The organism is Roseixanthobacter psychrophilus (assembly GCF_043195195.1).
GTDB lineage: Bacteria > Pseudomonadota > Alphaproteobacteria > Rhizobiales > Xanthobacteraceae > NCEH01.
On the sequence record NZ_JBAFWT010000002.1, the window covers coordinates 196,580 to 223,569 of the forward strand.

Below are 26,990 nucleotides of genomic sequence, written 5' to 3' on the forward strand. Positions count from 1 at the left end.
CCGCAGAACTTCAACGCGCGAGATGGGCGAGCACGAGTTGCGCCACCCGCGCGGGCTGTTCGACGCAGGGAATGTGCGAGGCGTCGGCGATCAGCTCAAGCTTCGCCCCCGGGATGGCGGCGGCGAGTTCCTCGGCGGATGCCGGCGGGGTGGAGGGGTCTTGATCGCCGACCAGCACCAGGGTCGGGGCGGAGATGTCCTTCGTCGAAGGCCGCAGGTCCGCATCCCGTACCGCCAGGGCGCAGCCGACATAGCCGTCGAGGGTGGTGCGGGCGACCATGTTGACATAGCCGCGCACGATCTGCGGCGCGCGGGCGCGGAAGCCCTCGGTGAACCAGCGGGCCATCACGCCCGGCGCGATGGCGGCGAGCCCGTCGCGGCGGATGCCGGCGACGCGGTCGGTCCATACCGAGGCCGGTCCGATCAATAGCGCGGTGTCGCAGAGGATGAGCCGGTCCACCCGCTCCGGGGTATGGGCGGCGAGGTGTTGCGCCACCATGCCGCCGATCGAGAGGCCGCACACATGGGCCCTGGCGATGCCCAGCGCATCCATCAGCGCCAGCGCGTCACCGGCCAGGGCTTGGATGGAATAGCCGCGGGCGGCGTCGGGCAGGGGGGTGGCATCGGTCAGGCCATGGCCGCGCATGTCATAGCGCAGCACGCGGAAATGGGCGGTCAGGTCCGCCATCACCGGGTCCCACACATGGAAATTGGTGCCGAGCGAATTGGCGAGCAGCAGCACCGGCGCCTCCGCCGGGCCTTCGAGCGCGTAATGGGTGAGGATCTCTCCGGCGAGGAGGAAGGGCATGTCCGGCGGTCTCCAGGAGGTCACGCAGGTCAGAGCGTGGCGATGGGGGTGACGGGAGAGCCCGCCGCGCCGGGCAGGCGCAAGGGCGGGGCGGTGAGCAGGAAGCGGCTGCGGCCGCTCGCCCGCAGATAGGCGGCAAGATCGCCCAGCCACCACAATTCGCCGAGCGGCAGGCCGAGCTTGAACAGGCAATGATGGTGCAAGGGCATGGCGGCCTTCGCGCCGCGCCCAAAGGGCCGCGCCGGCAGTCCCTCGACCGCGTAATTGTCGGTGGCGAGGGCGGCGATCTGGCTGTCGCTGATCCATTGGAGCAGGCGCTCGTCGCGCCCGTCGAGGACCGCGCAGGCGTTCGCCAGCACGGCGGCGTCGGGCGCCCCGTCCATGCGCATCACCACGCCGGCAAAGCCGGTGTGGAGGCACAGGATGTCGCCGGGTTCCACGCTCACCCCATCGGCGTCCATCACCGACATGAGGTCGTCATAGGTCACGAAGCGCCGCGCCTCGCCGAAGCGGGCGAACAGGTCCACCAGCACGCCCCGGCCTTGAACCCCATGGGCGGCGGCGTGCTCGATGCCCAGCTTCAGGGCGCCGAAGGCGCGGCCGGCGGCGGCGGTCTCCCGCACGCCGAGCACGTCGGTGCCGGCGCGGAAGCCGTTGTAATAGACCGGCTCGGGCGTGCCGTTGCCGTCGGCGTCGAACAGCGCGCCCACATGGACCAGCGCATCCCATTGGGTGGAATATTGCAGGGCGATTTCCACCTTGTCGTCGCACACCACGTCCAGCAAGCCGGCCTCGTCATGGCACAGGCACTGGTTCCAGCGGGGCTTGTCGGCGGGGCCGGTGGGCGAGAGCACGGGCGGCCCGCGCCGTGGATTGAGCGCCTTGCCGCCGGGCCGGTCGAGCGGCAGGCTCAGGCAGAAGGTGCGGCCCTCGCGCACCTCGGCGATGCCCTCCCGCACCTTCTGGGGGGTTAGCAGGTTGAGCCGGCCGAGCTGATCGTCGGGGCCGAAATCGCCCCAGGTGGAGCCCTCGGGGCGGCGGACCCAGCGCGGGTTCGAAGGCATGATTGTTTCCTCGCTCACGGTTTTGCGCAGATCCGCCCTTCAGACGGTGGCCTTGCCGACAGTGACGCCGCCGCACACGGCCAGTGTCTGGCCGGTGATGAAGCCGGCCGCGTCGGAGAGGAAGAAGCCGATGGCCTCGGCCACATCCTGCGGCAAGCCCACGCGGCCCACCGGGATGCCCTCAACGATGGCGCGGGTGCGCGGGGCGTCGGGCGGGTTCGCCGCCGTGAACAGCGGGGTTGCGATGGGGCCGGGGGCGACCGCGTTCACGGTGATGCCGTCCTTGCCCAGTTCCAGCGCCCAGGTGCGGGTGGCGCCCAGCAGGCCCGCCTTGCTGGCGGCATAGGCGGTGCGCAATTCCTTGCCGTAGGCGGCGCGGCTGGAGACATTGACGATGCGGCCGAAGCGCGCCGCCCGCATGGAGGCGAGCAAGGCCTGCGTCGCCTGAATGGCGGTGCCGAGATTGAGCCGCATGACGGCGGTGAAATCGGCGCTGCTCGTCTCATCGAGGGTTGCCGGCCGCACCATGCCCACATTGTTGACGAGGCGGGTGATGGGGCCCTCCGCCAGCGCCGCGGCAAGGGCGGCCGCCGTTTCGGCCTCGTCCATCATGTCCACGGCGATGAAGCGGGCGGCAAGATCGGCGGGGGGTGGCAGGCGGTCCAGCACCACCACGTCGCGGCCCGCCGCGATCTCGTGCCGGGCAACGGCAAGGCCGATGCCGCCGGCGCCGCCGGTCACCAGGGTGCGGTCCATGCTCATGCCTTGGGCGGCAGATAGCTGACGCCGGCCACATAAGCCTTGCGCCAGCGGGTGATGGAGACGCGCTCGAACAGGCCCGCCTTGAAGAACGGATCGGCGGCGATGAAGGCTTCCGCCTCCGCGCGGGTCTCCAATTCCACCACATAGAGCCCGCCGCCGGCGGTGTTGCCGTCATCGTCCAGCTTGGCGCCGCAGGCCAGCAGGAGCGGGGCGTTCTCGGCGAGGAAGTCGAGATGCGCGTCCCGGGTCGCGGCGCGCAGGTCCAGCGTGCCGGGCTTGTCGAAGGTCTCGATGATATAAGGCATGGGTGCTCGCCTCAGGCTGCGTGGATCTTGATGCCCGCCCGGCGCTGCAAGTCGTCGAGGCTGAGCCCCGGAGCGAGGTGCCGCGCCACGAAGCCGTGGGGCGCGATGTCCAGGACCGCGTGGTCGGTATAGACACGCGAGACGCAGGCGAGCCCGGTGAGCGGATAGCTGCAGCGCTCCACCAGCTTCGACTCCCCCTTCTTGGTCAGCATCTCCATCATCACGAACACGTTGGAGGCCCCCACCGCGAGATCCATGGCGCCGCCCACGGCGGGAATGGCGTTGGGGTCGTTGGTGGCCCAATTGGCAAGGTCGCCATTCTCCGCGACCTGGAAGGCGCCGAGGATGGTGATGTCGAGATGGCCGCCGCGCATGATGGCGAAGGAGAGGGTGTGGTCGAAGAAAGCCCCACCGTCGAGCAGCGTCACGGGCTGCTTGCCGGCATTGATGAGGTCCATGTCGATGGCGTTGGCGCCGGGCTTCGGCCCCATGCCGAGGATGCCATTTTCGCTCTGGAGCAGGATTTCCTTATCCTGCGGCAGATAGTCGGCCACGAGTTCCGGCATGCCGATGCCGATGTTGACCACCGCGCCCTCGGGAATGTCGGCGGCGATGAGCTGCGCCATCTCGGCGCGGGTCCAGGGGACGAAGTCGGTTGCGATATCGCTCATTGTGATGTCGCTCATTGGAAGGCTCCCGTGCCGATGGCCACCACGCGGTTCACGAACACGCCGGGGGTGATGATCACCTCCGGATCGAGGCTGCCGAGGGGCACGATCTCCTGCACCTGCGCCACCGTCACCTTGGCGGCGGTGGCCATGACCGGGCCGAAATTGCGCGCCGTCTTGCGATAGACGAGATTGCCCCAGCGGTCGCCCTGCCACGCCTTGATCAGGGCGAAATCGGCCTTGATGGGATATTCGAGCACATAATTACGCCCCTCGATCTTCCGTGTCTCCTTGCCGTCGGCGATCGGCGTGCCGTAGCCGGTGGGGGTGAAGAAGGCGCCGATCCCGGCCCCGCCGGCGCGGATGCGCTCGACGAGATTGCCTTGCGGCACCAGTTCCAGCTCCACCTTGCCCGCGCGATAGAGCGTGTCGAACACGTGGGAATCCGCCTGGCGCGGAAACGAACACACCACCTTGCGCACCAGCCCCGCCGCGAGCAGCGCGGCAAGGCCCGTGGTGCCGTTTCCGGCATTGTTGGAGATGATGGTGAGGTCCCTCGGCGCGCGCGCGATCACCGCCTCGATCAGTTCGTGCGGCATGCCGGCGCCGCCGAAGCCGCCGACCAGGATGGTCGCGCCGTCGGGAATGTCGGCCACGCAGCTTTGCGTGTCGGGTCTCGTCTTGTCGATCATGATCGGGGCAGGCTTCTCAGAGAGAGGAAGGGTGGCGCGCCAACGGCGTCACGTTGATGTCCATGAACGGGAACAGGGGCAGCGAGGCGAGCAGGGCATGCAGCTCGTCCACGCTCTCCACGTCGAAGATGGAGATGTTCGCGTAGCGGCCCGCGATGCGCCACAGATGCACCCATTTGCCCTGGCGCTGGAGGTCCTGCGCATAGGCCTTTTCCGCCGCCTTGATGGCCTCGGCCTTCTCGGCCGGGAAATCGTGCGGGATGTTCACCTTCATCTCGACATGGAACAGCATGGTGCGGGCCTTGTTCTGGGAGGAAGGGGACGCCGGGCAAATGGCCCGGCGTCCCCTGGCATCACTTCTTGACCAGTGGGCAGGTGCTCTCGCTGAGCGGCTGGAATGCCTCGTCGCCGGGGATGACGCGGACGATCTCGTAGAAGTCCCACGGACCCTTGGAGGCTTCCGGCGTCTTCACCTTGGCGAGATACATGTCGTGCACCATGCGGCCGTCTTCGCGGATCTTGCCGTTGCGGGCGAACATGTCGTCGATCGGCAGTTCGCGCATCTTGGCGATCACCTTCACGCCCTCGTCGGTGCCGGCGGCCTCGGCGGCCTTGAGATAATGCAGCACCGAGGAATAGACGCCGGCCTGCACCATGGTGGGCATCTTGCCGCCCATGCGCTCGCCGAAGCGCTTGGAGAAGGCGCGGGTCTTGTCGTCGAGATCCCAATAGAAGCCGGTGGTCAGCACCATGCCCTGCGCGGCATCAAGGCCAACCGACTTGATGTCGGTGAGGAACAGCAGCAGCGCGGCCAGCGTCTGCCCGCCCTGGGTGATGCCGAATTCACGCGCCTGCTTGATGGTGTTGATGGTATCGGCGCCGGCATTGGCCATGCCGATGATCTGCGCGCCGGAAGCCTGGGCCTGGAGCAGGTAGGAGGAGAAATCGGCGCTGTTGAACGGCGCGCGCACCGCGCCCTTCACCGTGCCGCCCTTTTCCTTGACGATCTTGGCGACCTGCTGTTCCAGGTCATGGCCGAAGGTGTAGTCGGCGGTGATGAAATACCAGGATTTTCCGCCGCCGCTGGTCACCGCATTGCCGGTGCCCGCCGCGAGCGAATAGACGTCATAGGTCCAATGCAGGCCGGTGGCCGAGCAGGCCTTGTTGGTGAGCGCCATGGAGGCGGCACCGGAATTGATGTCCACCTTGCCCTTTTCCTTCGCCACGTCGCGCACCGCGAGCGCCGCGACCGAGCCGTTGATGTCGAAGATGGCATCCACATTCTCGGTGTCGTACCAGGCGCGGGCTGTGGTGGAGGCGACATCGGCCTTGTTCTGGTGGTCGGCCGAGACGAGTTCCACCGGCTTGCCGTTGATGGGCCTGCCGAAATCCTCGATGGCGAGGCGCGCGGCTTCCACCGAACCCTTGCCGGCGAGGTCGGAATAGGCGCCCGACATATCGGTGAGCACGCCCACCTTGACGCCGCCGCCGGCATATTGCGCGGCCGCCGGGGCGGCCATCATCAGGCTGGCCAGAACGCCGGCGCAGATTGCTTTGGTCTTCATGCTTCCTCCCAAGATTTCGAAGATCAGCCGAGCGTTCAGACGCGCTCGATCACAATGGCGATGCCCTGGCCGACGCCGATGCACATGGTGCACAGCCCATAGCGTCCGCCGGTGCGGGTGAGATGGTGCACGGCGGTGCCCACAAGGCGCGCGCCGGACATGCCGAGGGGGTGGCCGAGGGCGATGGCACCGCCGTTCGGGTTCACATGGGCCGCATCGTCCGGCAGGCCGAGATCGCTCAGCACGGCGAGCGCCTGGGCCGCGAAGGCCTCGTTCAATTCGATCACATCCATGTCGGCGAGGGTGAGCCCGACCTGCTCCAGCACCTTGCGGGTGGCGGGGGCGGGGCCCATGCCCATGATGCGCGGCGGCACGCCGGCGGTCGCCATGCCGAGCACGCGGGCGCGGGGCGTGAGGCCGTGCCGCTCCACCGCGACGGCGGAGGCGAGGAGCAGGGCGGCGGCGCCGTCATTGACGCCGGAGGCATTGCCGGCGGTCACCGTGCCGTCCGCCTTCACCACGCCCTTGAGGCGGGCGAGATCGGCGATGGCAAGATCGGCGCGCGGGTGCTCGTCGCGGTCGAACAGCTTGGGCTCGCCCTTGCGCTGGGGCACCGGCACCGGGACGATTTCATCGGCGAAGCGCCCCTGCGCCCAGGCGGCGGCGGCGCGGCGCTGGCTTTCCAATGCGAAGGCATCCTGCCGGTCGCGGGAAATCTGGAACTCCTCGGCCACGTTCTCGGCGGTCTCGGGCATGGAATCGACGCCGTGCATCGCCTTCATGCGCGGGTTGACGAAGCGCCAGCCGATGGTGGTGTCCTCGATCTTCGCCGCGCGGGAGAAGGCGCTGTCGGCCTTGCCCATGACGAAGGGGGCGCGGCTCATGCTTTCCACACCACCGGCGACCAGCAGATGCGCCTCGCCGGCCTTGATGGCGCGGGCGGCGGTGCCCACCGCATCCATGCCCGAGCCGCACAGGCGATTGATGGTGGTGCCCGGAACCCCGACCGGCAGCCCCGCCAGCAGGGCGCCCATGCGGGCGACGTTGCGATTGTCCTCGCCCGCCTGATTGGCGCAGCCGAGGATCACATCCTCGATCCGCGCGGTGTCGAGCGCGGGCGCGCGCTCCACCAGGGCGCGAATGATGTGGGCCGCAAGATCGTCCGGCCGAACCGCGGAAAGCGCCCCGGCATAGCGGCCGATGGGCGTGCGCACCGCGTCGCAGATAAAGGTTTCGGTCATGGGCTCCCCGGGTTCAATTTGTTCGATATGCGAACATTGATTTTGAAGTTTCATAGGAGGCGCTCAAACGGAGCGTCAAGCAGATTCGATGTTGCATTGCAGGATCGGGTTGAGGAAAAATCACATAACATGTTAAAAAACATCGATTAAAAACCGCGCGGCACCGCTCGTCTGGGCGACCGGTTGACAGCGGCGGTGGGGTGGTATTTTGTGCGTGATGCGAACGGACTGTTCGTTATACGCACGAATGGAGCGGGAATGGCTGAGGCGGAAGGCGGGATCGTCACTCTGGTGGGGGGTGGCAGCATGGGTCTGGGCTGGGCCATCGTGTTCGCGCGCGCAGGCTTCGACGTGCGCATCCACGACGCCAGCGCCGACGTGCGCGCCGCCGTCCGGCCGGGCATCGCCCAACGCCTCGCCGCCCTCGCCGATCACGGCCTGCTCGCCGCTTCGCCCGAGGCGGTGATGGCGCGCCTCTCGGTGGGCGACGATCTCGGCGCGGCGCTGGCCGGGGCGATCCATGTGCAGGAGAACATTCCCGAGCGGCTGGATCTGAAGCTCGACCTGTTCCGCGCCCTCGACGAGTTGGCGCCCGGCGATGCGGTGCTGGCGAGTTCCACGTCCTCCCTGCCGGCCTCGGAATTCGCCGCCGCCTTGCCGGGACGGGCGCGCTGCCTGGTCGCCCATCCCGCCAATCCGCCTTATCTGCTGCCGATCGTGGAGATCGTTCCCGCCCCCTTCACGGCACCCGAGGCGGTGGAGCGCACCCGCGCGCTGATGGCGCGGGTTGGCCAGACGCCGGTGGTGCTGAAGCGCGAGATCAACGGCTTCGTCTATAATCGCCTGCAAGGCGCGGTGCTGCGGGAGGCCTATTGGCTGCTCCAGCAGGGGGTGGCCGATGTCGCCGACATCGATGCCGTGATGACCGGCGGCCTCGGCCTGCGCTGGTCGCTGATCGGGCCGTTCGAGACCGCGGACCTGAATTATCGCGGCGGCATCGCCGAGCACGCGCGCCGCATGGGCGAGCGCTACCGGCAGATGGGCGCCGAGCGTGGCCAGCCGGACGTGTGGGACGAAGATCTCGTCGCCCGCGTCGCGGCGGCGCGCCGGGCGGTGCTGCCGCTCGACCAATGGGAGGCGCGCGTTGCCTGGCGCGATGAGCGCCTGATGGCGGCGCGCGCGGCTGGGCAGGGGGCGTCGGCGCATGATAATGAGGCAGCGAACGAAGGTTCCGGGGAGACGGCATGAGCACGGCGCAGGCGAGCGAGGATAAGGACTATGTCCAGTCCCTCGCGCGCGGGCTGGAGGTGATCCGCACCTTCAGCCAATACAAGCCGCGCATGACGCTCAGCGAAGTGGCCCAGCAGACCGGCCTGACACGGGCGACGGCGCGGCGTTTCCTGCTCACTCTGGTGCGCGAGGGCTATGCCGAGGTGGACGGCAAATATTTCTCGCTGCGCCCCAAGGTGCTCGATCTCGGCTTTGCCTATCTGTCCTCCTTGCCGGTGTGGGAGGTGGCCCAGCCGATCATGCGCGACGTGGTCAACACGCTCCAGGAATCCTGCTCGCTCGCGGTGCTGGATGGGGCGGACATCGTCTATGTCGCGCGCGAGCCGACGGCGCGGGTGATGACCATCGGCCTCAGCATCGGCAGCCGCCTGCCGGCCTATTGCAGCTCCATGGGGCGGGTCCTGCTCGCCGGCCTGCCTCCGGCGCAGCTCGCCGCCTTCTACGACCGGCAGAAGATCGAGCGCCGTACGCCGCGCACGGTGGCCAACATGCTGGCCCTCAAGGATGCGGTGGAGAGCGTGCGCCGGCAGGGCTGGGCCCTGGTGGATCAGGAACTGGAAATGGGACTGCGCTCCATCGCCGTGCCGGTGCGCAATCGACGGTCGGAGGTGCTGGCGGCGCTCAATGTCAGCACGCACGAGGGCCGCACCTCGGTGGAGACCATGCGCACCCGGTTCCTGCCGGTGTTGCAGGATGCCGCCCAGAGAATTTCCGCGGCCTTGCCGCAATAGCCGCCGAACGGTCGTGCGGCGTCGCCTGAACCGGATGCTCGGCGCCGGGGCGACCCGGCCGCCCGCCGGATCGAGGCCGAGGGGACATTCCCATGGTGGCCGGTTCCGCCACCGCCTCAAGCTCGACCACCGAGGACCGACGAGCCGTGGCCCGTGCTCAATCCCCGCCGCTCAGACCGCTTCCGCCTTCTCGGCGCCGTGGGTCTGGCAATTGGTGGGGCACACGCGCGCGCACGCTCCGCAGCCGATGCAGGCGCCGTCGTCGTTCATCACCATGATCTTCTTCTCGACCTCATCGTCCTCGTCGTCATCGAGGCTGATGAATTCGCCGTCCTCGTTGATCCCTTTCAGGGTCATCACATCGCGGCCGCAGACCTTGTAGCAGCGACCACAGCCGATGCACTTCTTGACGTCGATGGCCAGGAGATATTCCGGCTGCCAGGCGCGGCCGTCGCGGGTTGCGTTTGACATGATGCTCTCGACTTTCAGATGAGACTGACGGCGCCGCTCCTTGACCGGCGCCGAGAGGGTTTTTCGGGCATGCCTGACCGATGGCCCGTGAGGCAATCTCACGGGCCGCTAACGCGCAGGCTCTGGCCTTTGGTGTCAGGCGGTCTCAAGGGCCTTCAACTGGGCGCGCTTCTGCTCCAGCTCGGCGAAGGCATCGTGCGCCCGCTTGGCGACGTCGGGGATGGTCTCCCAACTGATCGGCAACTCCTCGGACAGATCATGGAGATCCATCTTTGCCGCGATCGCCTTGGCTGACAGCTTCTTGATTTCAGCCTTCAAGCTTTCCAGGTCGCTCATGGATCACCTCAATATTTCGCGACGGGTTCGAATTTCTCGATCATCTCGATGCCGGCATCGACGTGCTTCTGGCCTTCCTCGGCGAGCTTCGCGAGGGTGTCGAAGCCGAAGCGATGGACGTCGCGCAATTGCTTGTTCACAACGATCAGCCGGCCACCGATCAGCACCATGCGGCCGAAGCCCTCATGGCTCATCTTCATCATGGGCGTGATCATCACGCCGGTCGCCTTCTCGATGGAGAGGCAGACGGCGTTGAAGAACAGCTCCATGCGCCAGAGCGTATCCGGGTCGGGATCGCCGATGATCGGCAGGGCGCGGCGCGCCTCCTTATCGAGAATATAGGGTTCCAGCAGGTCGAGGTCGGCCTTGCTGTCCCAGGCACCATGGGAATCCTGCGCGCGCCACACCTTGATCAATTCCTTGATGAAGGGAGCTTCGGCGGCGGGGGTCGGGGCGAGTTCTGCGGTTTCAGCCATGGTGTTCCTCACTCATCAAAATCGAAGGTGCGTTCCTGGCCCTTGGCCAGAGCCTTGCGCAGCCAGGGGGGAGGGTTGCCCTTGAGCACGTCCTCAAGCTTCACCAGCAGCTCGGAGATTTCCTCCGGCTGGTTCACCTTCATGGGATGGATATTGTTCGCGACCACGCGCGCTGCGCCCGAGCCGCCGATCGCCGCGACATAGAGGATCGCGCAGTCCTTGATGGCGTCGATCTTCGGCCCGAGCTTGTCCTCGTTGCCGTCTTCCTTCAGGTCGCCGTCGAACTGGATGGCTTCGAGAAACTGGTGCCCCTGCGGGCCGATCTCATAGATCGCGATGTTCTTGGCCCAGCCAAAATGAGCATCGACGCGTTTCAGATCCTGGGTGGCGAATGCGATCTTCATGGGATCTTCCTTGTCTCGTCGCGCATCAATGCGTCGCGGCTGCATGGCCCGCCGCATCGTCGGTGATGCGCCAAGTGTCGGGCGTGGGTTCGTGGTTTTCCTCGTGGTCGGCAATGATGAGGTTGCTGATGTGGAAGATCGTGTCGCGCGTGCCGCGATAGCCGACGGAAAGCTGATGGCCGGCGCCGAGCCGGTCGAACATGGGCATGCCGGCGCGATAGAAGGGGATGTGCAGCCGCTCCGCCGCCTGCCGCCCGTGGGAATGGGTCACCAGCAGATCGCAGCCCCGCGCCTTGGCGAGGGTTTCCAGGTCTTCCAGATCGCCGATCAGGACATCGTCCGTCTCGACCCGCGCCAGCACCGGCGATTGGGTGGTCGTCACGGCGGCCGTCACATGGGCCCCCAGCTCGTGCAGCATGCTGCTGAGATCGAACAGCAGATCGGGTTCCGCGCCGATGGCGAGCTTGCGGCCGCCCACGTGGAAATGGGCATCCAGCATGGCGTCCACCAACTGGCCGCGCTGGCGGCGATATTTCAGCGGCACGGGCCGGCCGCTGATCTCGCTCAGGAAGGAGATGAAGGCATCGTTCGGGCCGAGCCCGCACAGGCGCTCGAACACCTTGAACGGCGTGCCGGCCTTCTTCTCCATCGCCTCGGCGGCCCGCTGCATCTGGGCGCCGATGGCGATGGTCCAGGCGGCCTGGCCCATGGTGGCGACTTCTTCCACACCGATGCCACCGATGGTGGTGGGGGTGAATTCATCGGGAATATGCCCGTCCAGCGAGCCACCCAGATCCGGCAGGAACGAGGGTTCCAGGCCAAAATCCTCAAGGATGGTGCGCACCTCCTCGATGTCGCCGGGTGTCAGGTGGCAGCCGGGCAGAACATTCACCCGCGCCGGATCGCGCCGGGCGGCGCTGCGGGGCGTCTCCACGAGCACTTCCACCATGCGGGCCACGGTCTTTTCCCAGCCGTCCTGGAACGCGTCCTTGAAATCCGGCGTCGAGACATAGACCATGGGCAGATTGGCCACTTCCGGGTTCTTCTGCCGGATCAGCTTGATATAGCCCTCCACATCGTCGCCCTTGGTCTCGGTGACGCCGGTGGAGCAGATGCCGATGATTTCAGGCTTCGTGCGCTTGTGGATGTTGAGCACCGCCTGCTCGACATTCTCATAGCCGCCGAGAACCGTCGCCACTTCGCTCATGGCCGTGGTCTGCATCGGAATGGCCTCCTTGAAGTGCCGCACGAACAGCACAAGGCCGAACGAGGTGCAGCCCTGGGAGCCGTGCAGCAGGGGCATGGAGCCGCGCAGCCCCATGAAGGCGAGCGCGCCGCCGATCGGCTGGCTCATCTTCAGCGGATTGACCGCGCAGGCCTTCTTGCCGAGTGTGACCGTGGCCATGGCGCCGCCTATTCCGCAGCCTGGAGGGTGGGGACAGCCGTCATGGCGACGGATGCGAGGATGTCGTCGATGCGCTCGGAGCAGGCTCCGCAGCCGCCGGAGGCGGTGGTGTGGGTGCGCACCCCCTCCACATCGGTCAGCCCATGGGCCGCGATCGCATCCTCGATGGTGCCGAGATCGACCGACTTGCAATTGCAGATCTTCTTCGCGCGGCGCGCGGCTTCGGCGGCCACCGGGTCCGCCGCCAGCGCGGCGGCTTCTGCATCCATCTGCGCTATGGCCACGGCTTGCCAATTGGTGCCGGCGACTTCCCAGGGCGCCGCCTTGCGCACCTGTTCCCAGATGGGATTGTAAAGCGCCTTGTCGATTTCCTCGACCAGCTTCACCATGCCCACATAGCCCATATAGGCGTGGTGGCGCTCCTGGTTGATGTCGAGCCACGGCATGGACGCCTTGAGCGCGATGAATTGCGAGCGCCCGCCCGACAACATGATGTCCGCCTTCGCGTCCTTCAGCATCTTGTACATTTCGCGCGGCGTCATATCGTCGATCATGTGGGCGTCCTGGCCCATCAATTCCTTGATGCGTTCCTTGTCTTCCTTGGTGGACTTCTTCACCGAGGTGCCGACCAGCTCCAGGCCTGCTTCCTGCAGGGCCGCCACCACCGACCAGGACTTCACGCCGCCGGTGATGAGCAGAACCTTCTTGCCCTTGAAGCGGGGCTTGTAGGAGGCGATCGCGGCCCAGGCCTTGGCCTCCTCGCGGGCGATCACCGCCTCGGTGCGGGTCATCAATTCCTCGGGCGCGCCGCGCTCGATCAGCAGGCGGGCGATTTCGCGCAGGGAGTCGCTGGAATCCTCGATGCCGTAGAAGGAGCCCTCGAAGAAGGGGATGCCATAGCGCTCCTCCATCTTGCGGGCGACATTGATCATGGCTTTCGAGCACACCATCATCGCCGCCTTGGCGCGATGGGAATAGGCCACTTCCTTGTAGCGCCCGTCGCCGGAGATGGACGAGAAGATGCGGATGCCCAATTCGTCCAGCAGCGGCTTCACCTGCCACAATTCGCCGGCCAGATTGTATTCGCCGATGATGTTCAGGTCATAAGGGGTGGTGTATTCCGGCTCCTCGGTGCCGATGACATGCTCCAGCAGGGCTTCGCCCGCGAGCTTGTTACCGAGATTCTTGGGACCGACGAAGCCGGGGGAATTCACCGGAATGACCGGCTTGCCGAACTTCTCCTTCGCCGCCTTGCAGACCGCATTGATATCGTCGCCGATCATGGCCGGCACGCAGGTTTGATAGACGAACACCGCCGGGGGGTCGTACTTCTCGATGATCTCGCGGATCGCCTTGAACAGGCGCTTCTCGCCGCCGAACACGACATCGGTCTCGTTGATGTCGGTGGTGAAGCCGGTGCGCCAGATGTTCGAGCCGGAGGATTTGGCGCCGCGATTGTCCCAGGAATTGCCTTCGCAGGCGATCGGGCCGTGGATCAGATGGGCGACGTCGGTGAGCGGCTGGAGCGCGATCTTCGCGCCATCGAAGGCACAGCCGCCGGCCGCGCCGCCGGGCTGCAATTGCTTGGTGCAGCCCTTCTTGCGCTCGGCTTCGGACTTGTTGGCATTCTTGCCGCAGCCCGGTTCGTTGAAGACGTCCTGGATCGTGGCCGATAACGACGACATGCGCATCTCCTATCCATGGAACGGGTTATGAAATGAATGAAACAAATCGGGTGGTGAATACTTTCATTGGATGCGCCCCACCGCCCGGTCGGGTGGTGGGGCAGGCTTGTGGAAACGACGATCAGCGAATGATGTCGAAGCTGTAGTCGGTCTTCGAGGGAACGTTCGTGTTCTTGTCGATTTCGTCGAAGATCTTGTCGAGGATCCAGACCAGAACGTTCATGCCGCCCTGATAGCCCCACACCGGATAGCGATGGTGGTGGTGGCGATCGAAGATCGGGAAGCCGATGCGGATCAGCGGCGTGCCGGTGTCGCGCTCGAGATACTTGCCGTAGGTGTTGCCGATCAGGAAATCCACCGGATCCGTGAACAGCAGCGAACGCATGTGCCAGAGATCCTTGCCGGGATAGACATGGCAGTTCTGGCCGAACGGCGAGGAGTCGAACAGGGCCTGGACCTTTTCCGCCCACTGCTTGTTGCCGTTGGTGGCGAGCACGTGGGTGGGTTCGGCGCCGAGCTCCAGCAGGAACGCGGCGAGGCCGAGGCAGAGGTCGGGATCGCCGTAGATGGCGAACTTCTTGCCGTGGATGTGCGCGCTGGAATCGGCGATGGCGTCCACCAGGCGACCGCGCTCGCGCGCCAGTTCCTCGGGGATTTCCTTGCCGATGATGCGCGACACCGCCATCAGGAAGGCGTCGGTGCCGGCCACCCCGATGGGATGGTTGAAGGCGACCACTTCCTGGCCGTGGGACGCGATGAAGGGCAGGGTCTTCTCGGTGCTGTATTCCTGCATCGAGATGGTGGCCTTGGCGTGGAGCGCGTTGGCCGCCTCCTCCAGCGTGGTGCCGCCGTCATACATGCGGAACTCGCCGTCGGTGGGGGTGTCCCACACGTCGCTGTTGTCGCCGAGGATGGTGTAGTCCGCACCCATGATGCCGAGCAGGCGCTTGACTTCACGCAGGTTGCCGACGGTGTAGCCGTCAAAGCCGCCGATGAAGTTGATCTTCTCGTTCGGCACGCGCTCCAGCACCGGCGCGGTGCGGGCCTTGCCGTCCCAGAAATGCTCGAAGATGCCCTTCATGACATTGTCGTAGCCGGTGACGTGGCTGCCGACGAAGGCGGGCGTATGGGCGAAGGGCACATCATATTCGGCCGGGACCGAGCCCTTTTCCTTCGCCGTCTTGATGAAGGCGTTGAGGTCGTCGCCGATGACTTCGGCCATGCAGGTGGTGGAGACCGCGATCATCTTCGGCTTGTACATCGCATAGGTATTTGCGAGGCCGTCGATCATGTTGTTGAGGCCGCCGAACACCGCCGCATCCTCGGTCATGGACGAGGAGACGCAGGAGCTGGGCTCCTTGAAGTGACGGGAGAAATGGCTGCGATAATAAGCAACGCAACCCTGCGAGCCGTGGACGAAGGGGATGGTGCCCTCGAACCCGACCGCGGCGAACACCGCGCCGAGCGGCTGGCAGGCCTTGGCGGGGTTCACGGTCAGCGCTTCGCGAGCGAAGTTCAACTCGCGATATTCAGGCGTCTTGGCCCATTCCCGCACGCGCTCCACTTCGGCCGGATCGCGTGGGTTCTCGAACATCTTCTTCTTGTTCGCCAGCATCTGCTGGTATTCCGGGCCGCGGAACAGCTCGAGATGATCGAGCACGTGATCGGCATTTTGAGTCATGGTTGTGTCCTCTTGAATGTCATGTCCCGAGCTGGCGTCCCGGCCCGTCCCGCGAGGGGAGGGCCGGGACGGCGTGAGGCTATTCCGCTGCCATCAGGGTGGGCTTGGGCACCGCTTTCCACGGCGCCTTCGTCATCTTCCAGACGGGGGAATTGATGGCCATGTCCATGTCGCGCGCGAAGATCGCGAAGCCGTCATAGCCGTGGTACGGGCCGGAATAGTCCCAGGAGTGCATCTGGCGGAACGGCACGCCCATCTTCTGGAAGACGTACTTTTCCTTGATGCCCGAGCCAACCAGGTCCGGCTGGATCTTCTCGACGAACTTCTCGAACTCGTAGCCGGTCACGTCGTCATAGATCAGCGTGCCGTCTTTCACGTAGTGCTGCGCGGTGCGCTGGTAGTCGTCGTTATGGCCGAACTCGTAGCCGGTGCCGACCACTTCCATGCCGAGGTCTTCATAGGCGCCGATGACGTGACGCGGACGAAGGCCGCCGACGAACAGCATCACGGTCTTGCCTTCGAGACGGGGGCGATACTTCGCAATGACCGCATCCATCAACGGCTGGTACTTCGCGATCACGCGCTCCGCACCTTCCTTGATCTTGTCGTCGAAATAGCTGGCAATCTTGCGCAGCGATTCCGCGATCTTGGACGGGCCGAAGAAGTTGTATTCGCACCAAGGTATACCGTACTTTTCTTCCATGTGGCGCGAGATGTAGTTCATCGAGCGGTAGCAGTGCAGCACGTTGAGCTTGGCCTTCGGAGTGGCCTCAAGCTCCGCCAGCGAGCCGTCGCCGGACCACTGGGCGATCACGCGCAGGCCCATTTCTTCGAGCAGGATGCGCGAGGACCAGGCGTCGCCGCCGATGTTGTAGTCGCCGATGATGGCCACGTCGTATGCCGTCGGCTCGAAGCGCGGGGCGGCGTCCGCGGGGATCTTGTCGAACACCCAGTCCCGGATCGCGTCGTTGGCGATGTGGTGGCCGAGCGATTGCGACACGCCGCGGAAGCCTTCGCAGCGGACCGGAACGATGGTTTTGCCTTCGTATTCCTTCGACTTGGCCTTGGAGACCGCCTCGATGTCGTCACCGATCAGACCGATCGGGCATTCCGACTGAACGGTGATGCCGTTGTTCAGTGGGAACAATTCCTGGATTTCGTCCATGATCTTGGCGAGCTTCTTGTCGCCGCCGAAGACGATGTCCTTTTCCTGGAAGTCGGAGGTGAACTGCATCGTCACGAAGGTGTCGATGCCGGTCGTTCCGATGTAGTAATTGCGACGCGCGGCCCACGAATACTGGCCGCAGCCGACCGGGCCGTGGCTGATGTGGATCATGTCCTTGATCGGACCCCAGACCACGCCCTTCGAGCCGGCATAAGCACAGCCGCGGATGGTCATCACGCCGGGAACCGACTTCAGATTGGACTTCACGCCGCAATCCGACTTTCCGGATTCATGGACATTGAGGTGCTTGGCGCGCCTCTTGGCGGTCTTCTCGGGATAGACCTCCAGGACTTCCGAGATCAGTTCTTTATTGCGAGCCTTGATTTCCTCAATGCTCTGCGTCTTTGCCAGGCTCATTTCGCTATCCTCGCTTAAACCCCGTTTTCGTGGCGGAAAACCAGCCCCTCTTCGGAGGGGCTGGGATTTGCTTCGAAAAGCCTCAGGCGGACATTGCGGCGAGTTCTTCGGCGGTCTTGCCGACGACGCTCTCGTCCACGGCCTTCATGATGCCGTGCTCCATGAGCATGTCTTCCAGCTCGTCCATGGTGATGGGGGTCGGGATGATGCCCTTGCCGCCGTTCGCATGGATCTTCGTGGCGAGCGAGCGGTAATGGCCGGCCTGCACGCTGTCGGGAGCATATTCGAGCACGGTCATGCGGCGCAGCTCGGCGTGCTGCACGATGTTGTCGCGCGGCACGAAGTAGATCAGATGGGTGCCGAGCTTCTTCGCCATGGCTTCCGCCAGTTCCAGCTCCTTGTCGGTCTGGCGCTCGTTGCAGACGAGCCCGCCCAACCGCACGCCGCCGGAATTGGCGTATTTGAGAATACCCTTGGAGATGTTGTTGGCCGCGTACATGGCCATCATCTCGCCGGACATGACGATGTAGATTTCCTGCGCCTTGTTCTCGCGGATGGGCATGGCGAAACCGCCGCACACCACGTCACCGAGCACGTCGTAGGAGACATAGTCGATGTCTTCGTAGGCGCCGTTCTCCTCCAGGAAGTTGATGGAGGTGATGACGCCGCGACCGGCGCAGCCGACGCCGGGCTCAGGCCCGCCGGACTCGACGCAACGGATGTCGCGGTAGCCGACCTTCATGACCTCTTCCAGCTCCAGGTCCTCGACGCTGCCGGCGGCAGCCGCGAGGCTGAGGATGGTGTCCTGCGCCTTTGCGTGCAGGATGAGGCGGGTCGAATCCGCCTTCGGGTCGCAGCCGACGATGAGGATCTTGTGACCCATCTCGGCCAGGGCCGCGAGCGTATTCTGGGAGGTGGTCGACTTGCCGATGCCTCCCTTACCGTAAAATGCGATTTGTCGTAGTGACGACATCAGTTTCTCCTGCGAACTGGTTGCAGCGTCGCGCTGTTGCGTGATCTGCTCGTTTCCGAACTCGTCAGCCCTGCTTCGCGGAACGGAGGCGGACTTTGCTTGTCCAGGTCATCGGCAGAAGCCAGCAACCAGTCGCCGTACGCCGATTGGATTTTGCAACTCCTGTGCCAGCAGTCGGACGCTCAAAAAAAATCAATAAAAACATGTAGATGTTCGGAAATTGGAGGCTTTTTAAGAGTTGTTTCAAACCCGACATCCCTGCAGACCAAACGACATCCTTGAATGTGCTGCGACGCGTTCCGTGATCCCGCCTTCAACGGGGCTGCGATCTGCGGCCTGAGCACGGCCCCGATGGGTGTGCCGGCGGGGTAGGGCCGAAAGGTGTGTGTCACCCGCAAAACGCGTGCGACACTAAAAATACATGCATCGGTTTTGCTTTGGCGCGACGCGGAGCGCCCGGGGCGCAGGCTTGACCCAGGTCGGACATCAGCCTGTCGCAGACGCGACACCCTGTCGGGCGCACGACAGGATCGGTCTGCCTGGGATTAGAAAATCTCAAATAAATCAGCGTCCGGATGGCTGGCACGAGGCTTGCGTGAGCCGGTTTGCGAGATGTCAGGTGACATCGCACGCGCGCTCGGGAGTCACGTTGATGGCCTATAAGATCATTGCCTCACAATGCACGGTGTGCGGGGCATGTGAATTCGAATGCCCCAATGCCGCCATCCGGCTGAAGAACGACATGTACATTATCGATCCCAAGAAATGCACCGAGTGCGAGGGCAGTTTCGAGACCCCGCAATGCGCGGCCGTGTGCCCGGTGGCCGACACCTGCGTGCCCGCCTGATGAGGTGAACCGGGGCCCCGGGCGATATGCGCCCGGTGCCGTTGGGATGTGGCGCTGGTCGAGACGGGACGCCGGATAGCCCGGCCCGTCGCCGACCGAGCCCGCACAGCTTGAAACGTGAGGAGACTAAGCGAATGGCAGCCGTACAAGAGACAGTCGAACAGGTGCGCCGCATCGACGTCGAGCAATACAAGTACGGCTTCGTCACCGATGTCGAATCCGAGAAAGCTCCCAAGGGCTTGTCGGAAGACATCGTGCGGTTCATTTCGGCGAAGAAGAATGAGCCGGAGTGGATGCTGGAATGGCGCCTCGCCGCCTATCGCCGCTGGCTGACCATGCGCGAGCCGGAATGGGCTCGCGTCTCTTATCCCAAGATCGATTATCAGGACCTCTATTATTACTCCGCGCCCAAGAAGAAAAAAGAATTGGCGTCGCTGGACGAGGTGGATCCTGAAATCCTGAAGACCTATGAAAAACTCGGCATCCCGCTTCGCGAGCAGGAGCTGCTCGCCGGCGTGGTGCGGCCGGAAGGTGAGCGGCGCATCGCGGTGGATGCGGTGTTCGACAGCGTCTCGGTCGCCACCACCTTCCAGAAGGAGCTGCGCGACGCCGGCGTGATCTTCATGCCGATCTCCGAGGCGCTGCGCGAATATCCGGAGCTCGTCAAAAAGTATCTTGGAACCGTGGTTCCGACCTCCGATAATTACTTCGCGACATTGAATTCCGCGGTGTTTTCAGACGGCTCCTTCGTCTATGTGCCCGAAGGCGTGCGCTGTCCGATGGAGCTGTCCACGTATTTCCGCATCAACGAGCGGAATACCGGTCAGTTCGAACGCACGTTGATCATTGCGGATAAGGGCGCCTATGTGAGCTATCTCGAAGGCTGCACGGCCCCGCAGCGCGACGAAAACCAGCTTCATGCCGCCGTGGTCGAGCTGGTCGCCATGGACGATGCCGAAATCAAATATTCGACGGTGCAGAACTGGTATCCAGGCAATGCCGACGGGGTCGGCGGCATCTATAATTTCGTCACCAAGCGCGGCGATTGCCGGGGCAACAATTCCAAGATCTCCTGGACTCAGGTGGAGACGGGATCGGCCATTACCTGGAAATACCCAAGCTGCATCCTGCGAGGGGACAATTCCAGCGGTGAATTCTATTCCATCGCCATTTCCAACGGCCACCAGCAGGTGGACTCAGGAACCAAGATGATCCATCTGGGCAAGAATACGTCCAGCCGCATCATCTCCAAGGGCATTGCCGCTGGCGTATCGCAGAACACCTATCGCGGCCAGGTGACGGCGCATCGCCGGGCGTCCGGCGCGCGCAACTTCACCGCCTGCGACTCGCTCCTGATCGGCGACATGTGCGGCGCGCACACCGTGCCCTATATCGAGGCCAAGAACCCGTCCGCCGTGTTCGAACACGAGGCGACCACCTCGAAGATCTCTGAGGACGTGCTGTTCTACTGCATCCAGCGCGGTCTTTCCCAGGAAGAGGCGGTGGGGCTGGTTGTGAACGGCTTCGTCAAGGACGTGCTGCAGCAGCTTCCGATGGAGTTCGCGGTTGAAGCGCAGAAGCTGATCTCAATCTCGCTCGAAGGCAGCGTCGGTTAGGCGCGAGAGCACGAAACCCCGCACAGGATAGGAATTGGCGATGACTGCGCTTCTGGAAATCCGCGATCTTCGGGCCGAGATTGCTGGGCGGAAAATCCTCAACGGGCTCGATCTCACCGTCAACAAAGGTGAAATCCACGCCATCATGGGGCCGAACGGGGCTGGGAAATCCACGCTCTCCTACGTGCTCGCGGGCAAGCCGGGATATGAGATTACCGGCGGGCAGGTGATGTTCAACGGCGAGGATCTGTTCGAGATGTCGCCGGACGAGCGCGCCGCCAAGGGCGTGTTTCTCGCCTTCCAATATCCGCTTGAAATCCCCGGCGTTGCGACGCTGACCTTCCTGCGCGCGGCGCTCAATGCCCAGCGCAAGAAGCGGGGCGAAGAGGAATTGTCCTCGCCCGACCTGCTGAAGCGGGTGCGCGAGCTGGCGAAGAAGCTCGGCATCGACCCGGAAATGCTGCGTCGTCCGCTGAACGTCGGCTTCTCCGGCGGCGAGAAGAAGCGCAATGAGACGCTCCAGATGGCCCTGCTGGAGCCGCGCTTGTGCGTGCTCGACGAGACCGATTCCGGCCTCGACATCGATGCTCTCAAGGTGGTGGCGAATGGCGTGAACCAATTGCGTTCGGAAGAGCGCGGCATGATCGTCATCACCCACTACCAGCGCCTGCTCGACTATATCGTCCCCGATGTGGTGCATGTGCTCGCGGCGGGGCGGATCGTGGAGACGGGCGGCAAGGACCTTGCCTTGCAGCTCGAAGCCACCGGCTATGCCCAATATCAGAACGAAGCGGCGTGACGGCCATGAATGTAGCAATCGCCGCCATCAAGACCGAGGCCGAAACCGGCCTCACCGAGGCTTATTCCGCCGCGCGGCAAGGCTTGCCGGGCGGCCATCTGGTTTCGGCTGCGCGCACGCAGGCGTTTGATGCCTTTGCGCTCGGCGGCCTGCCGCATCGCCGGCTTGAAGCCTGGAAGTTCACCGATCTGCGGCGCCTGATGAAGGATGCAAAGCCGTTGGCGGCGCTGCCGGACGCGGCGGATTTGGCGCGCGCTGCGCAGGCCGGGCAAGACCTGAGCGGGCTTGGGCTTCGGCGCATCGCCATTGTCGATGGCGCGTTTGCACCTACGCTCTCCGATCTTGAGGGCCTTGAGGCGGGGGTGACGATCCGTCCCCTGACGGCCGCCTTGGCGGCAGACGAGGCGGTGCTCTCCTGCGACATCGGCCCGGTGCTGCCCGCCAATGAACCGACGGTTCTGCTCAATACCGCGTTCGCAGCCGACGGGGTCGTGATCGAGGTCGCGGACGGCGTGGTGCTGGACCGCCCGTTTCATCTGCTGTTCGTGACCACCGGCGCGACGCCGGCGGCCATGTACACTCGATCGCTCGTGGTGCTGGGACAGGGCGCGCGCGCCAGCGTGATCGAAAGCCATGAAGGGCCGGCGCAGTCGGACTATCAGGTCAACGCGGTGGTGAAGATCGAGATCGGCGATGATGCCCGGCTCGACCATGTGAAGATCATCCGCGAGGGCAATGCCGCGCTCCATGTGGCGACGCTGCTGGCCGATGTGGGGGCCCGTGCGCATTTCAGCGCTTTCGGCTTCCTGGTGGGCGGCGCCGTGGTGCGCAACCAATTGTTCGTCCGCCTTGCTGGCGAAGAGGCGGTGGCCGAACTGGCCGGCGTGAGCCTCCTGGCCGGCCGCCAGCATGGCGACACCACCTTGTCGATCGACCACGCCGCTCCGGGCGGCACCAGCCGCGAAACCTTCAAGGCGGTGGTGGACGACGCGGCGCAGGCGGTGTTTCAGGGGAAGATCGCGGTGCGGCAGCGGGCGCAGAAGACCGACGCCCGCATGATGTCGCGCGCGCTTTTGCTCTCGGCGGATGCCGAGGTCTACAGCAAGCCGGAGCTGGAGATCTTCGCGGACGACGTGCAATGCGGGCATGGGGCGACCACGGGCACGCTCGACGACCAGCTTAAATTCTATCTGATGGCGCGCGGCATTCCCGCCAAGGAGGCGGAGGCGTTGCTGATCCAGGCGTTCGTGGGCGAAGTGGTAGACACCATCGCGCACGAGGGCCTGCGCGATGCGCTGGGTCTTGCCACAATTGCCTGGTTGAGCGAGCGGGGGTGAGGGCGATGCATCCGGCGGTGAGCAATGGAAGCTATGATGTGAACCGCATTCGCGAGGATTTCCCGATCCTCGACATGCAGGTGTACGGCAAACCCCTGGTCTATCTGGACAATGGCGCTTCCGCTCAAAAGCCCAAGGCTGTGCTGGAGCGGATGAACAAGGCCTATACGTCCGAGTATAGCAATGTGCATCGCGGGCTCCATTACCTCGCCAATGCCGCGACTGACGGATACGAGGGCGCCCGCGCGCGGGTCGCCGCTTTCCTGAACGCGGAGCGCACCGAGGAAATCATCTTCACGCGCGGCGCCACCGAGGCGGTGAATTTGGTGGCCCAGACCTTTGGCCGCTCGCGGATCGGGCCGGGCGACGAAATCGTGCTTTCGATCATGGAGCATCACGCCAATATCGTTCCCTGGCATTTCCTGCGCGAGCGTCAGGGCGCTGTGATCAAATGGGCGCCGGTGGACGACCAGGGCAATTTCCTTCTCGACGCGTTCGAGAAGCTCCTCACCGACCGGACCAAGATGGTGGCCATCACGCAGATGTCCAACGTCCTTGGCACGGTGGTTCCGGTGAAGGAGGTGGTGCAGATTGCCCATGCCCGCGGCATTCCGGTTTTGGTGGATGGCGCGCAGGCGAGTGTCCACATGGATGTGGACGTCCGCGACCTCGATTGCGATTTCTACGTGATCACCGGCCATAAGCTGTATGGCCCCACGGGGATCGGCGCCCTCTACGGCAAGCATGCGCTGCTCAGCGAGATGCCGCCCTTCAACGGGGGCGGGGAGATGATCCGGGAAGTGTCGCGCGAGACCGTCACCTACGGCGCGCCGCCGCACCGGTTCGAGGCGGGAACGCCGGCGATCGTCCAGGCCATCGGGCTCGGCGCGGCTTTGGATTATATCGGTTCGATCGGCAAGGAGCGGATTCGGGCGCACGAAGCCTCGCTCGTCGCCTATGCTCATGAGAAGCTTGGTGAAATCAATTCCTTGCGGATCATCGGCACGGCCGCGGGCAAGGGCGCGATTGTCTCCTTCGCCATGGAGAATGCCCACGCCCATGATGTGGCAACGGTGATCGATCGGTCGGGAATAGCCGTGCGTGCCGGCACCCATTGCGCGATGCCGCTGCTTGAGCGCTTCGGTGTTGCCGCAACCTGCCGGGCCTCGTTCGGCCTGTATAACACCCACGACGAAGTGGACGCGCTGGCGCGTGCCCTGGTGAAGGCGAGCGAATTCTTCGCCTGATGGTCCCAGAGGTCGGGCCGTCCAAGAGACAGTTTTAAAATGCGCCTCTCCCCCACGGGGAGAGGTCGACAGCGCAGCGGGCGGGTGAGGGGTGCGGACGTCGAGAAGCCGCTCTTGGCCCGCTCATCCCGACCCTCTCCCCGGCGGGGAGAGGGGGGACGTGTCGATCGGAGCTTTCCGGACCGTCGCGGCCGGGCGTGTCCCGGCAACGGCCCTGGTCTTTGATCGATTCCGATGGGATCAGGGCCCGGCGCCGCCGCTGCCGATCTCCTCGATAAGGCGGCGTTGGGCGAGTTCGCGTATTTCCTCCACCTCGTCCTCGGCGAGCGCCGGCAGATGGGCGCGACCAATGCGCTCGGCCACGGCGAACCGCACCCGCATATCGGGATCGCGGAGCAGTACCGTGAGGCGTTCCGGCGTCAGGCGTTCCGCAACAATCAGGCGGACCAGGGGATCTTGGTCGCCCGCCATGGTGACGAGATGGGGCAGGCCGATCCGCCGCGCCACTTCGCGCCGAACCTCCGCCTCGCCGTCATAGAGCGCCATCACCAGGGAGGCCGGGGGAGCGCGGCGGGCCGCCGTAAGGCGGACGGCGTAATTCTCGTCTCCGAGCATGGCCACGAGATCATTGCCTTCCAGGCGCTGCGTCACCGCCACGCGGACGCGCGGATCGGGGTCCCGGCGCATGTCGCGCATGCGCGACACGGGAAGGCGATAGGCCACCATGATCCGCACGTCCGGCTCCGGGTCGTCCCGCAGCGGGCCGATCGAGAATAGGCTTGCGTGCTTTGCTGCGAGGGTTCGCACCTCGAAATAGGCATGATCGAGATAGCGCGTGGCGAGTTGGGGATTGCGCGCGAAGAAGCGGTCGATGCGTTTGCCGCGCCGATCGGCGACGCAGATCTTGCCGAGGTCGCAGCGTCCTTCCGCATGAATGTCCTCATGCGGGCAATCCTGGCAGCGCAACGGCCGCCCCTGCCAATCCATGGCCTCGAACTGTTCGACGTGCGGGACCGACGCTTCACTGACCATGGGGCGTTGCTCTTATCCTCGCGGTGCGAGACCGCCCCTGCGGAAGGGACGGCGAAAGTCGTGGCCTTTTTTAGAATCGCTTGATGTCTATGCCGTGCTTGCGCAGGGCGTAGCCGATCTGGCGGGGGGTCAGATTGAGGATGCGGGCGGCCTTCGCCTGCACCCATCCCGAGCGTTCCATGGCCTGGAGCAATTGCTCTTTCTCGCTCTGGCGCGGAGGAATAGCGGGACAGGCCTCGGTTCCGGGACAGGTTGCCGGTGCGATCGGCTCCGGGATGGCTGGGACCGCTGGGACCGCCGGGGACAATTGGGTCAATGTCTGGGCCGGCGGGATGGCATGCGGCTTGGGTGCGCTCCCCTTCCACAGCATGGCGGAGAGACATTGGCCGCTGTCGCAGGCGAAGTCGTGCGGCGTGATGACGTCGTCATGGGCCAGGGTCGCCGTGCGGCGGACACAATTTTCAAGCTCCCGCACATTGCCTGGGAAATAACAGCGCCGCAGCACCTCAACAGCCGGAGGTGACAGGCTCATCGACTGCTTGTTTTCCTTGTTGAAGCGATCAAGGAAATTCTTGGCGAGCTTCGGGATATCGCCGGGTCGCTCGCGCAGCGGGGGAAGGATCAACGGCACCACATGGATGCGGTAGTAGAGATCGGCGCGGAATTCGCCCTTGGAGACGGCTTCTTCCAGATTCTTGTTGGTGGCGCAGACGAGGCGGACGTCCACCTTCAGCGTGCGATTGCCGCCGACCCGCTCGAATTCGCCTTCCTGCAGAACCCGCAGCAGCTTGGCTTGGAACGCCGGTGAAATCTCGCCGATTTCGTCGAGAAACAGCGTGCCGCCATGGGCCATTTCAAATCGGCCCTGCCGCATGTTCAGCGCGCCGGTAAAGGCGCCCTTCTCATGTCCGAAAAGTTCCGATTCCAGAACCGTCTCAGGTAGGGCCGCGCAATTGACCTTCACGAACGCCTTGGCCTTGCGGGGCGAAAGTTCGTGAATGGCACGGGCAAACAATTCCTTGCCGGTGCCGCTTTCGCCGCGCAGCAGCACGGTCGAGTTGGAGCGCGCGACGACTTGGGCGGTCGCGATGAGGCGCTTGACCAGCGGGCTGTCGCCGACGATCCCCATGGGGCCTGCGTCCGGGGCGGCCGTGGTCGGCAGGTCTTCGGCGGGCTTTTCCTCCTTCAGCGCCTTTTCCAGGCGATGGGTCTGGGCGATCAGCCGGTCCCGGTCGCCGGCCACGAGCGTGTGCAGTCGCACCGCCTGGCCCACCAGATTCGCGACCATGGTGAGGAAGCGCACGTCCTCATCGAAGCGGAAGCGGGCGGTTCCATCCCACACCCGATCGATGGAGAGGGTTCCCATCACCTGCGTATCCGCCTTGATGGGCACGCCGATGAAGGAAACCGTGGTGTTGTCCGAGGGGGCGAAGAGGTCCTCGTGCCCGGCGAACATGGGATCGGCGGAAACGTCCTGAACCACCAGCGGCGTCTGCGTGGCGACGATCTGGTCAATGGCTTTTTGTGGCACGCGGGCGCGGATCTGGCTCGCGATCTGCGGCATCCAGCCGGTCGTGGCGACCATGTCCGGTTCGCCGGCGGAATCGAGAATGACGATCATCCCGTGACGCATCTGCAGCATGGACGACAGGACGTTCACGACATTCGCGAGCGTCACCTCCATCCGGCGCGGAGCGGTCAGGATCTTGGAAATTTCGTAGATGCCGATCAGGGCCACTTCCGGCGATGTACCCCGCGAGGGTTGCGCCAGCGGCACCCCGGGCACGGCGCCGGAGCTATGTTTCGACATGGCGAGCAAGGCTTCCCCGTTGGCGTTGCCGGACGCTCGGGGCACACGAATCTGAAAGACATCGGACATGGACGTACTCCCTGCCGCACGCGGCTCGCGAGAGGTTCGCCCTCCTGTCGGTGGTTCCCTGCGCCACGATCTTTTCGATGTGGCTGCGATTTTT

27 protein-coding genes are annotated in these 26,990 nt (G+C 64.7%); 7 read left to right on the plus strand and 20 right to left on the minus strand.

Annotated elements, in window-relative coordinates; translation table 11 throughout:
* Positions 1-10 precede the first annotated feature (10 nt).
* From pcaD to pcaF, 9 genes are all read right to left on the minus strand, one after another.
* The gene (gene pcaD / locus V5F77_RS03300) at positions 11-808 is read right to left on the minus strand and encodes a 3-oxoadipate enol-lactonase (RefSeq protein ID WP_429003895.1); all 798 of its coding nucleotides are present in this window, start codon (positions 806-808) and stop codon (positions 11-13) included.
* A gap of 29 nt (positions 809-837) precedes the next feature.
* The gene (locus V5F77_RS03305; protein ID WP_429003896.1) at positions 838-1,872 is read right to left on the minus strand and encodes a cyclase family protein; all 1,035 of its coding nucleotides are present in this window, start codon (positions 1,870-1,872) and stop codon (positions 838-840) included.
* 39 nt (positions 1,873-1,911) lie between these two features.
* On the minus strand, positions 1,912-2,628 hold the full coding sequence (locus tag V5F77_RS03310; protein WP_429003897.1) for an SDR family oxidoreductase: 717 nt from the start codon (positions 2,626-2,628) through the stop codon (positions 1,912-1,914).
* 2 nt (positions 2,629-2,630) lie between these two features.
* A complete protein-coding gene (locus V5F77_RS03315) occupies positions 2,631-2,939 on the minus strand; it encodes a YciI family protein (protein ID WP_429003898.1) in 309 nt (102 codons plus the stop codon).
* Between the two features lie 11 nt (positions 2,940-2,950).
* A complete protein-coding gene (locus tag V5F77_RS03320) occupies positions 2,951-3,625 on the minus strand; it encodes a 3-oxoacid CoA-transferase subunit B (RefSeq protein WP_429003899.1) in 675 nt (224 codons plus the stop codon).
* Positions 3,622-4,296, minus strand: a complete 675-nt coding sequence (locus tag V5F77_RS03325) for a 3-oxoacid CoA-transferase subunit A (RefSeq protein ID WP_449317017.1) — start codon at positions 4,294-4,296, stop codon at positions 3,622-3,624. The genes V5F77_RS03320 and V5F77_RS03325 overlap by 4 nt, the downstream gene beginning before the upstream one ends.
* Before the next feature lie 19 nt (positions 4,297-4,315).
* Entirely contained in the window at positions 4,316-4,591 is a 276-nt protein-coding gene (catC, locus tag V5F77_RS03330; RefSeq protein ID WP_429003901.1) for a muconolactone Delta-isomerase, read from the minus strand.
* A 61-nt stretch (positions 4,592-4,652) separates the two neighbouring features.
* A complete protein-coding gene (locus tag V5F77_RS03335) occupies positions 4,653-5,864 on the minus strand; it encodes an ABC transporter substrate-binding protein (protein WP_429003902.1) in 1,212 nt (403 codons plus the stop codon).
* Positions 5,865-5,899: 35 nt separating this feature from the next.
* A complete protein-coding gene (gene pcaF, locus V5F77_RS03340; RefSeq protein ID WP_429003903.1) occupies positions 5,900-7,105 on the minus strand; it encodes a 3-oxoadipyl-CoA thiolase in 1,206 nt (401 codons plus the stop codon).
* 258 nt (positions 7,106-7,363) lie between these two features.
* Between pcaF and V5F77_RS03345 the strand changes: the two genes are divergently transcribed.
* Both V5F77_RS03345 and V5F77_RS03350 read left to right on the plus strand, forming a co-directional pair.
* Positions 7,364-8,353, plus strand: coding sequence for a 3-hydroxyacyl-CoA dehydrogenase (locus tag V5F77_RS03345; protein ID WP_429003904.1), 990 nt, complete (start codon positions 7,364-7,366; stop codon positions 8,351-8,353).
* Positions 8,350-9,126: an IclR family transcriptional regulator gene (locus tag V5F77_RS03350; RefSeq protein WP_429003905.1), complete on the plus strand. Its 777-nt coding sequence runs from the start codon at positions 8,350-8,352 to the stop codon at positions 9,124-9,126. The genes V5F77_RS03345 and V5F77_RS03350 overlap by 4 nt, the downstream gene beginning before the upstream one ends.
* A gap of 171 nt (positions 9,127-9,297) precedes the next feature.
* On the opposite strand, the gene fdxB is transcribed toward V5F77_RS03350, so the two are convergent.
* The 9 genes from fdxB to nifH all read right to left on the minus strand — a co-directional run bounded on the left by fdxB (position 9,298) and on the right by nifH (position 18,139).
* Positions 9,298-9,597 (minus strand): ferredoxin III, nif-specific, encoded by a 300-nt coding sequence (gene fdxB / locus V5F77_RS03355; RefSeq protein WP_429003906.1) that lies wholly within the window; start codon positions 9,595-9,597, stop codon positions 9,298-9,300.
* A gap of 135 nt (positions 9,598-9,732) precedes the next feature.
* The gene (locus tag V5F77_RS03360; protein ID WP_429003907.1) at positions 9,733-9,933 is read right to left on the minus strand and encodes a CCE_0567 family metalloprotein; all 201 of its coding nucleotides are present in this window, start codon (positions 9,931-9,933) and stop codon (positions 9,733-9,735) included.
* Between the two features lie 8 nt (positions 9,934-9,941).
* Positions 9,942-10,409 (minus strand): NifX-associated nitrogen fixation protein, encoded by a 468-nt coding sequence (locus V5F77_RS03365; protein WP_394081319.1) that lies wholly within the window; start codon positions 10,407-10,409, stop codon positions 9,942-9,944.
* A gap of 8 nt (positions 10,410-10,417) precedes the next feature.
* Complete coding sequence (gene nifX, locus V5F77_RS03370) at positions 10,418-10,813, minus strand: nitrogen fixation protein NifX (protein ID WP_348844648.1); 396 nt, start codon at positions 10,811-10,813, stop codon at positions 10,418-10,420.
* A 25-nt stretch (positions 10,814-10,838) separates the two neighbouring features.
* Positions 10,839-12,218, minus strand: coding sequence for a nitrogenase iron-molybdenum cofactor biosynthesis protein NifN (gene nifN / locus V5F77_RS03375; RefSeq protein ID WP_429003908.1), 1,380 nt, complete (start codon positions 12,216-12,218; stop codon positions 10,839-10,841).
* 8 nt (positions 12,219-12,226) lie between these two features.
* Positions 12,227-13,903, minus strand: a complete 1,677-nt coding sequence (nifE, locus tag V5F77_RS03380; RefSeq protein ID WP_429003909.1) for a nitrogenase iron-molybdenum cofactor biosynthesis protein NifE — start codon at positions 13,901-13,903, stop codon at positions 12,227-12,229.
* 121 nt (positions 13,904-14,024) lie between these two features.
* Positions 14,025-15,584 (minus strand): nitrogenase molybdenum-iron protein subunit beta, encoded by a 1,560-nt coding sequence (gene nifK, locus V5F77_RS03385; RefSeq protein ID WP_429003910.1) that lies wholly within the window; start codon positions 15,582-15,584, stop codon positions 14,025-14,027.
* Positions 15,585-15,663: 79 nt separating this feature from the next.
* Positions 15,664-17,166 carry a nitrogenase molybdenum-iron protein alpha chain gene (gene nifD / locus V5F77_RS03390; RefSeq protein ID WP_429003911.1) on the minus strand — a complete coding sequence of 501 codons (1,503 nt, stop codon included), beginning with the start codon at positions 17,164-17,166 and terminating at the stop codon, positions 15,664-15,666.
* Between the two features lie 82 nt (positions 17,167-17,248).
* Positions 17,249-18,139, minus strand: coding sequence for a nitrogenase iron protein (nifH, locus tag V5F77_RS03395; protein WP_429003854.1), 891 nt, complete (start codon positions 18,137-18,139; stop codon positions 17,249-17,251).
* 652 nt (positions 18,140-18,791) lie between these two features.
* Between nifH and V5F77_RS03400 the strand changes: the two genes are divergently transcribed.
* The 5 genes from V5F77_RS03400 to V5F77_RS03420 all read left to right on the plus strand — a co-directional run bounded on the left by V5F77_RS03400 (position 18,792) and on the right by V5F77_RS03420 (position 23,985).
* Positions 18,792-18,986: a 4Fe-4S dicluster domain-containing protein gene (locus V5F77_RS03400; protein ID WP_394046689.1), complete on the plus strand. Its 195-nt coding sequence runs from the start codon at positions 18,792-18,794 to the stop codon at positions 18,984-18,986.
* 134 nt (positions 18,987-19,120) lie between these two features.
* Positions 19,121-20,602 carry a Fe-S cluster assembly protein SufB gene (gene sufB / locus V5F77_RS03405; RefSeq protein WP_429003912.1) on the plus strand — a complete coding sequence of 494 codons (1,482 nt, stop codon included), beginning with the start codon at positions 19,121-19,123 and terminating at the stop codon, positions 20,600-20,602.
* 40 nt (positions 20,603-20,642) lie between these two features.
* Positions 20,643-21,401 carry a Fe-S cluster assembly ATPase SufC gene (sufC, locus tag V5F77_RS03410; RefSeq protein WP_429003913.1) on the plus strand — a complete coding sequence of 253 codons (759 nt, stop codon included), beginning with the start codon at positions 20,643-20,645 and terminating at the stop codon, positions 21,399-21,401.
* 5 nt (positions 21,402-21,406) lie between these two features.
* Positions 21,407-22,738: a Fe-S cluster assembly protein SufD gene (gene sufD, locus V5F77_RS03415; protein WP_429003914.1), complete on the plus strand. Its 1,332-nt coding sequence runs from the start codon at positions 21,407-21,409 to the stop codon at positions 22,736-22,738.
* A gap of 5 nt (positions 22,739-22,743) precedes the next feature.
* Entirely contained in the window at positions 22,744-23,985 is a 1,242-nt protein-coding gene (locus V5F77_RS03420; RefSeq protein ID WP_429003915.1) for a cysteine desulfurase, read from the plus strand.
* Positions 23,986-24,225: 240 nt separating this feature from the next.
* Here the strand turns inward: V5F77_RS03420 and V5F77_RS03425 are convergent, their stop codons facing one another.
* Positions 24,226-25,017: a 4Fe4S-binding leucine-rich repeat protein gene (locus V5F77_RS03425; protein ID WP_429003916.1), complete on the minus strand. Its 792-nt coding sequence runs from the start codon at positions 25,015-25,017 to the stop codon at positions 24,226-24,228.
* 70 nt (positions 25,018-25,087) lie between these two features.
* Entirely contained in the window at positions 25,088-26,896 is a 1,809-nt protein-coding gene (gene nifA, locus V5F77_RS03430) for a nif-specific transcriptional activator NifA (RefSeq protein ID WP_429003917.1), read from the minus strand.
* Positions 26,897-26,990 lie beyond the last annotated feature (94 nt).

Coding starts and splice junctions, on each gene's coding strand:
- pcaD (WP_429003895.1), bottom strand. CDS start 808: ATGCCCTTCCTCCTCGCCGGAGAGATCCTCACCCATTACGCGCTCGAA.
- V5F77_RS03305 (WP_429003896.1), bottom strand. CDS start 1,872: ATGCCTTCGAACCCGCGCTGGGTCCGCCGCCCCGAGGGCTCCACCTGG.
- V5F77_RS03310 (WP_429003897.1), bottom strand. CDS start 2,628: ATGGACCGCACCCTGGTGACCGGCGGCGCCGGCGGCATCGGCCTTGCC.
- V5F77_RS03315 (WP_429003898.1), bottom strand. CDS start 2,939: ATGCCTTATATCATCGAGACCTTCGACAAGCCCGGCACGCTGGACCTG.
- V5F77_RS03320 (WP_429003899.1), bottom strand. CDS start 3,625: ATGAGCGACATCACAATGAGCGATATCGCAACCGACTTCGTCCCCTGG.
- catC (WP_429003901.1), bottom strand. CDS start 4,591: ATGCTGTTCCATGTCGAGATGAAGGTGAACATCCCGCACGATTTCCCG.
- V5F77_RS03335 (WP_429003902.1), bottom strand. CDS start 5,864: ATGAAGACCAAAGCAATCTGCGCCGGCGTTCTGGCCAGCCTGATGATG.
- pcaF (WP_429003903.1), bottom strand. CDS start 7,105: ATGACCGAAACCTTTATCTGCGACGCGGTGCGCACGCCCATCGGCCGC.
- V5F77_RS03345 (WP_429003904.1), top strand. CDS start 7,364: ATGGCTGAGGCGGAAGGCGGGATCGTCACTCTGGTGGGGGGTGGCAGC.
- V5F77_RS03350 (WP_429003905.1), top strand. CDS start 8,350: ATGAGCACGGCGCAGGCGAGCGAGGATAAGGACTATGTCCAGTCCCTC.
- fdxB (WP_429003906.1), bottom strand. CDS start 9,597: ATGTCAAACGCAACCCGCGACGGCCGCGCCTGGCAGCCGGAATATCTC.
- V5F77_RS03360 (WP_429003907.1), bottom strand. CDS start 9,933: ATGAGCGACCTGGAAAGCTTGAAGGCTGAAATCAAGAAGCTGTCAGCC.
- V5F77_RS03365 (WP_394081319.1), bottom strand. CDS start 10,409: ATGGCTGAAACCGCAGAACTCGCCCCGACCCCCGCCGCCGAAGCTCCC.
- nifX (WP_348844648.1), bottom strand. CDS start 10,813: ATGAAGATCGCATTCGCCACCCAGGATCTGAAACGCGTCGATGCTCAT.
- nifN (WP_429003908.1), bottom strand. CDS start 12,218: ATGGCCACGGTCACACTCGGCAAGAAGGCCTGCGCGGTCAATCCGCTG.
- nifE (WP_429003909.1), bottom strand. CDS start 13,903: ATGTCGTCGTTATCGGCCACGATCCAGGACGTCTTCAACGAACCGGGC.
- nifK (WP_429003910.1), bottom strand. CDS start 15,584: ATGACTCAAAATGCCGATCACGTGCTCGATCATCTCGAGCTGTTCCGC.
- nifD (WP_429003911.1), bottom strand. CDS start 17,166: ATGAGCCTGGCAAAGACGCAGAGCATTGAGGAAATCAAGGCTCGCAAT.
- nifH (WP_429003854.1), bottom strand. CDS start 18,139: ATGTCGTCACTACGACAAATCGCATTTTACGGTAAGGGAGGCATCGGC.
- V5F77_RS03400 (WP_394046689.1), top strand. CDS start 18,792: ATGGCCTATAAGATCATTGCCTCACAATGCACGGTGTGCGGGGCATGT.
- sufB (WP_429003912.1), top strand. CDS start 19,121: ATGGCAGCCGTACAAGAGACAGTCGAACAGGTGCGCCGCATCGACGTC.
- sufC (WP_429003913.1), top strand. CDS start 20,643: ATGACTGCGCTTCTGGAAATCCGCGATCTTCGGGCCGAGATTGCTGGG.
- sufD (WP_429003914.1), top strand. CDS start 21,407: ATGAATGTAGCAATCGCCGCCATCAAGACCGAGGCCGAAACCGGCCTC.
- V5F77_RS03420 (WP_429003915.1), top strand. CDS start 22,744: ATGCATCCGGCGGTGAGCAATGGAAGCTATGATGTGAACCGCATTCGC.
- V5F77_RS03425 (WP_429003916.1), bottom strand. CDS start 25,017: ATGGTCAGTGAAGCGTCGGTCCCGCACGTCGAACAGTTCGAGGCCATG.
- nifA (WP_429003917.1), bottom strand. CDS start 26,896: ATGTCCGATGTCTTTCAGATTCGTGTGCCCCGAGCGTCCGGCAACGCC.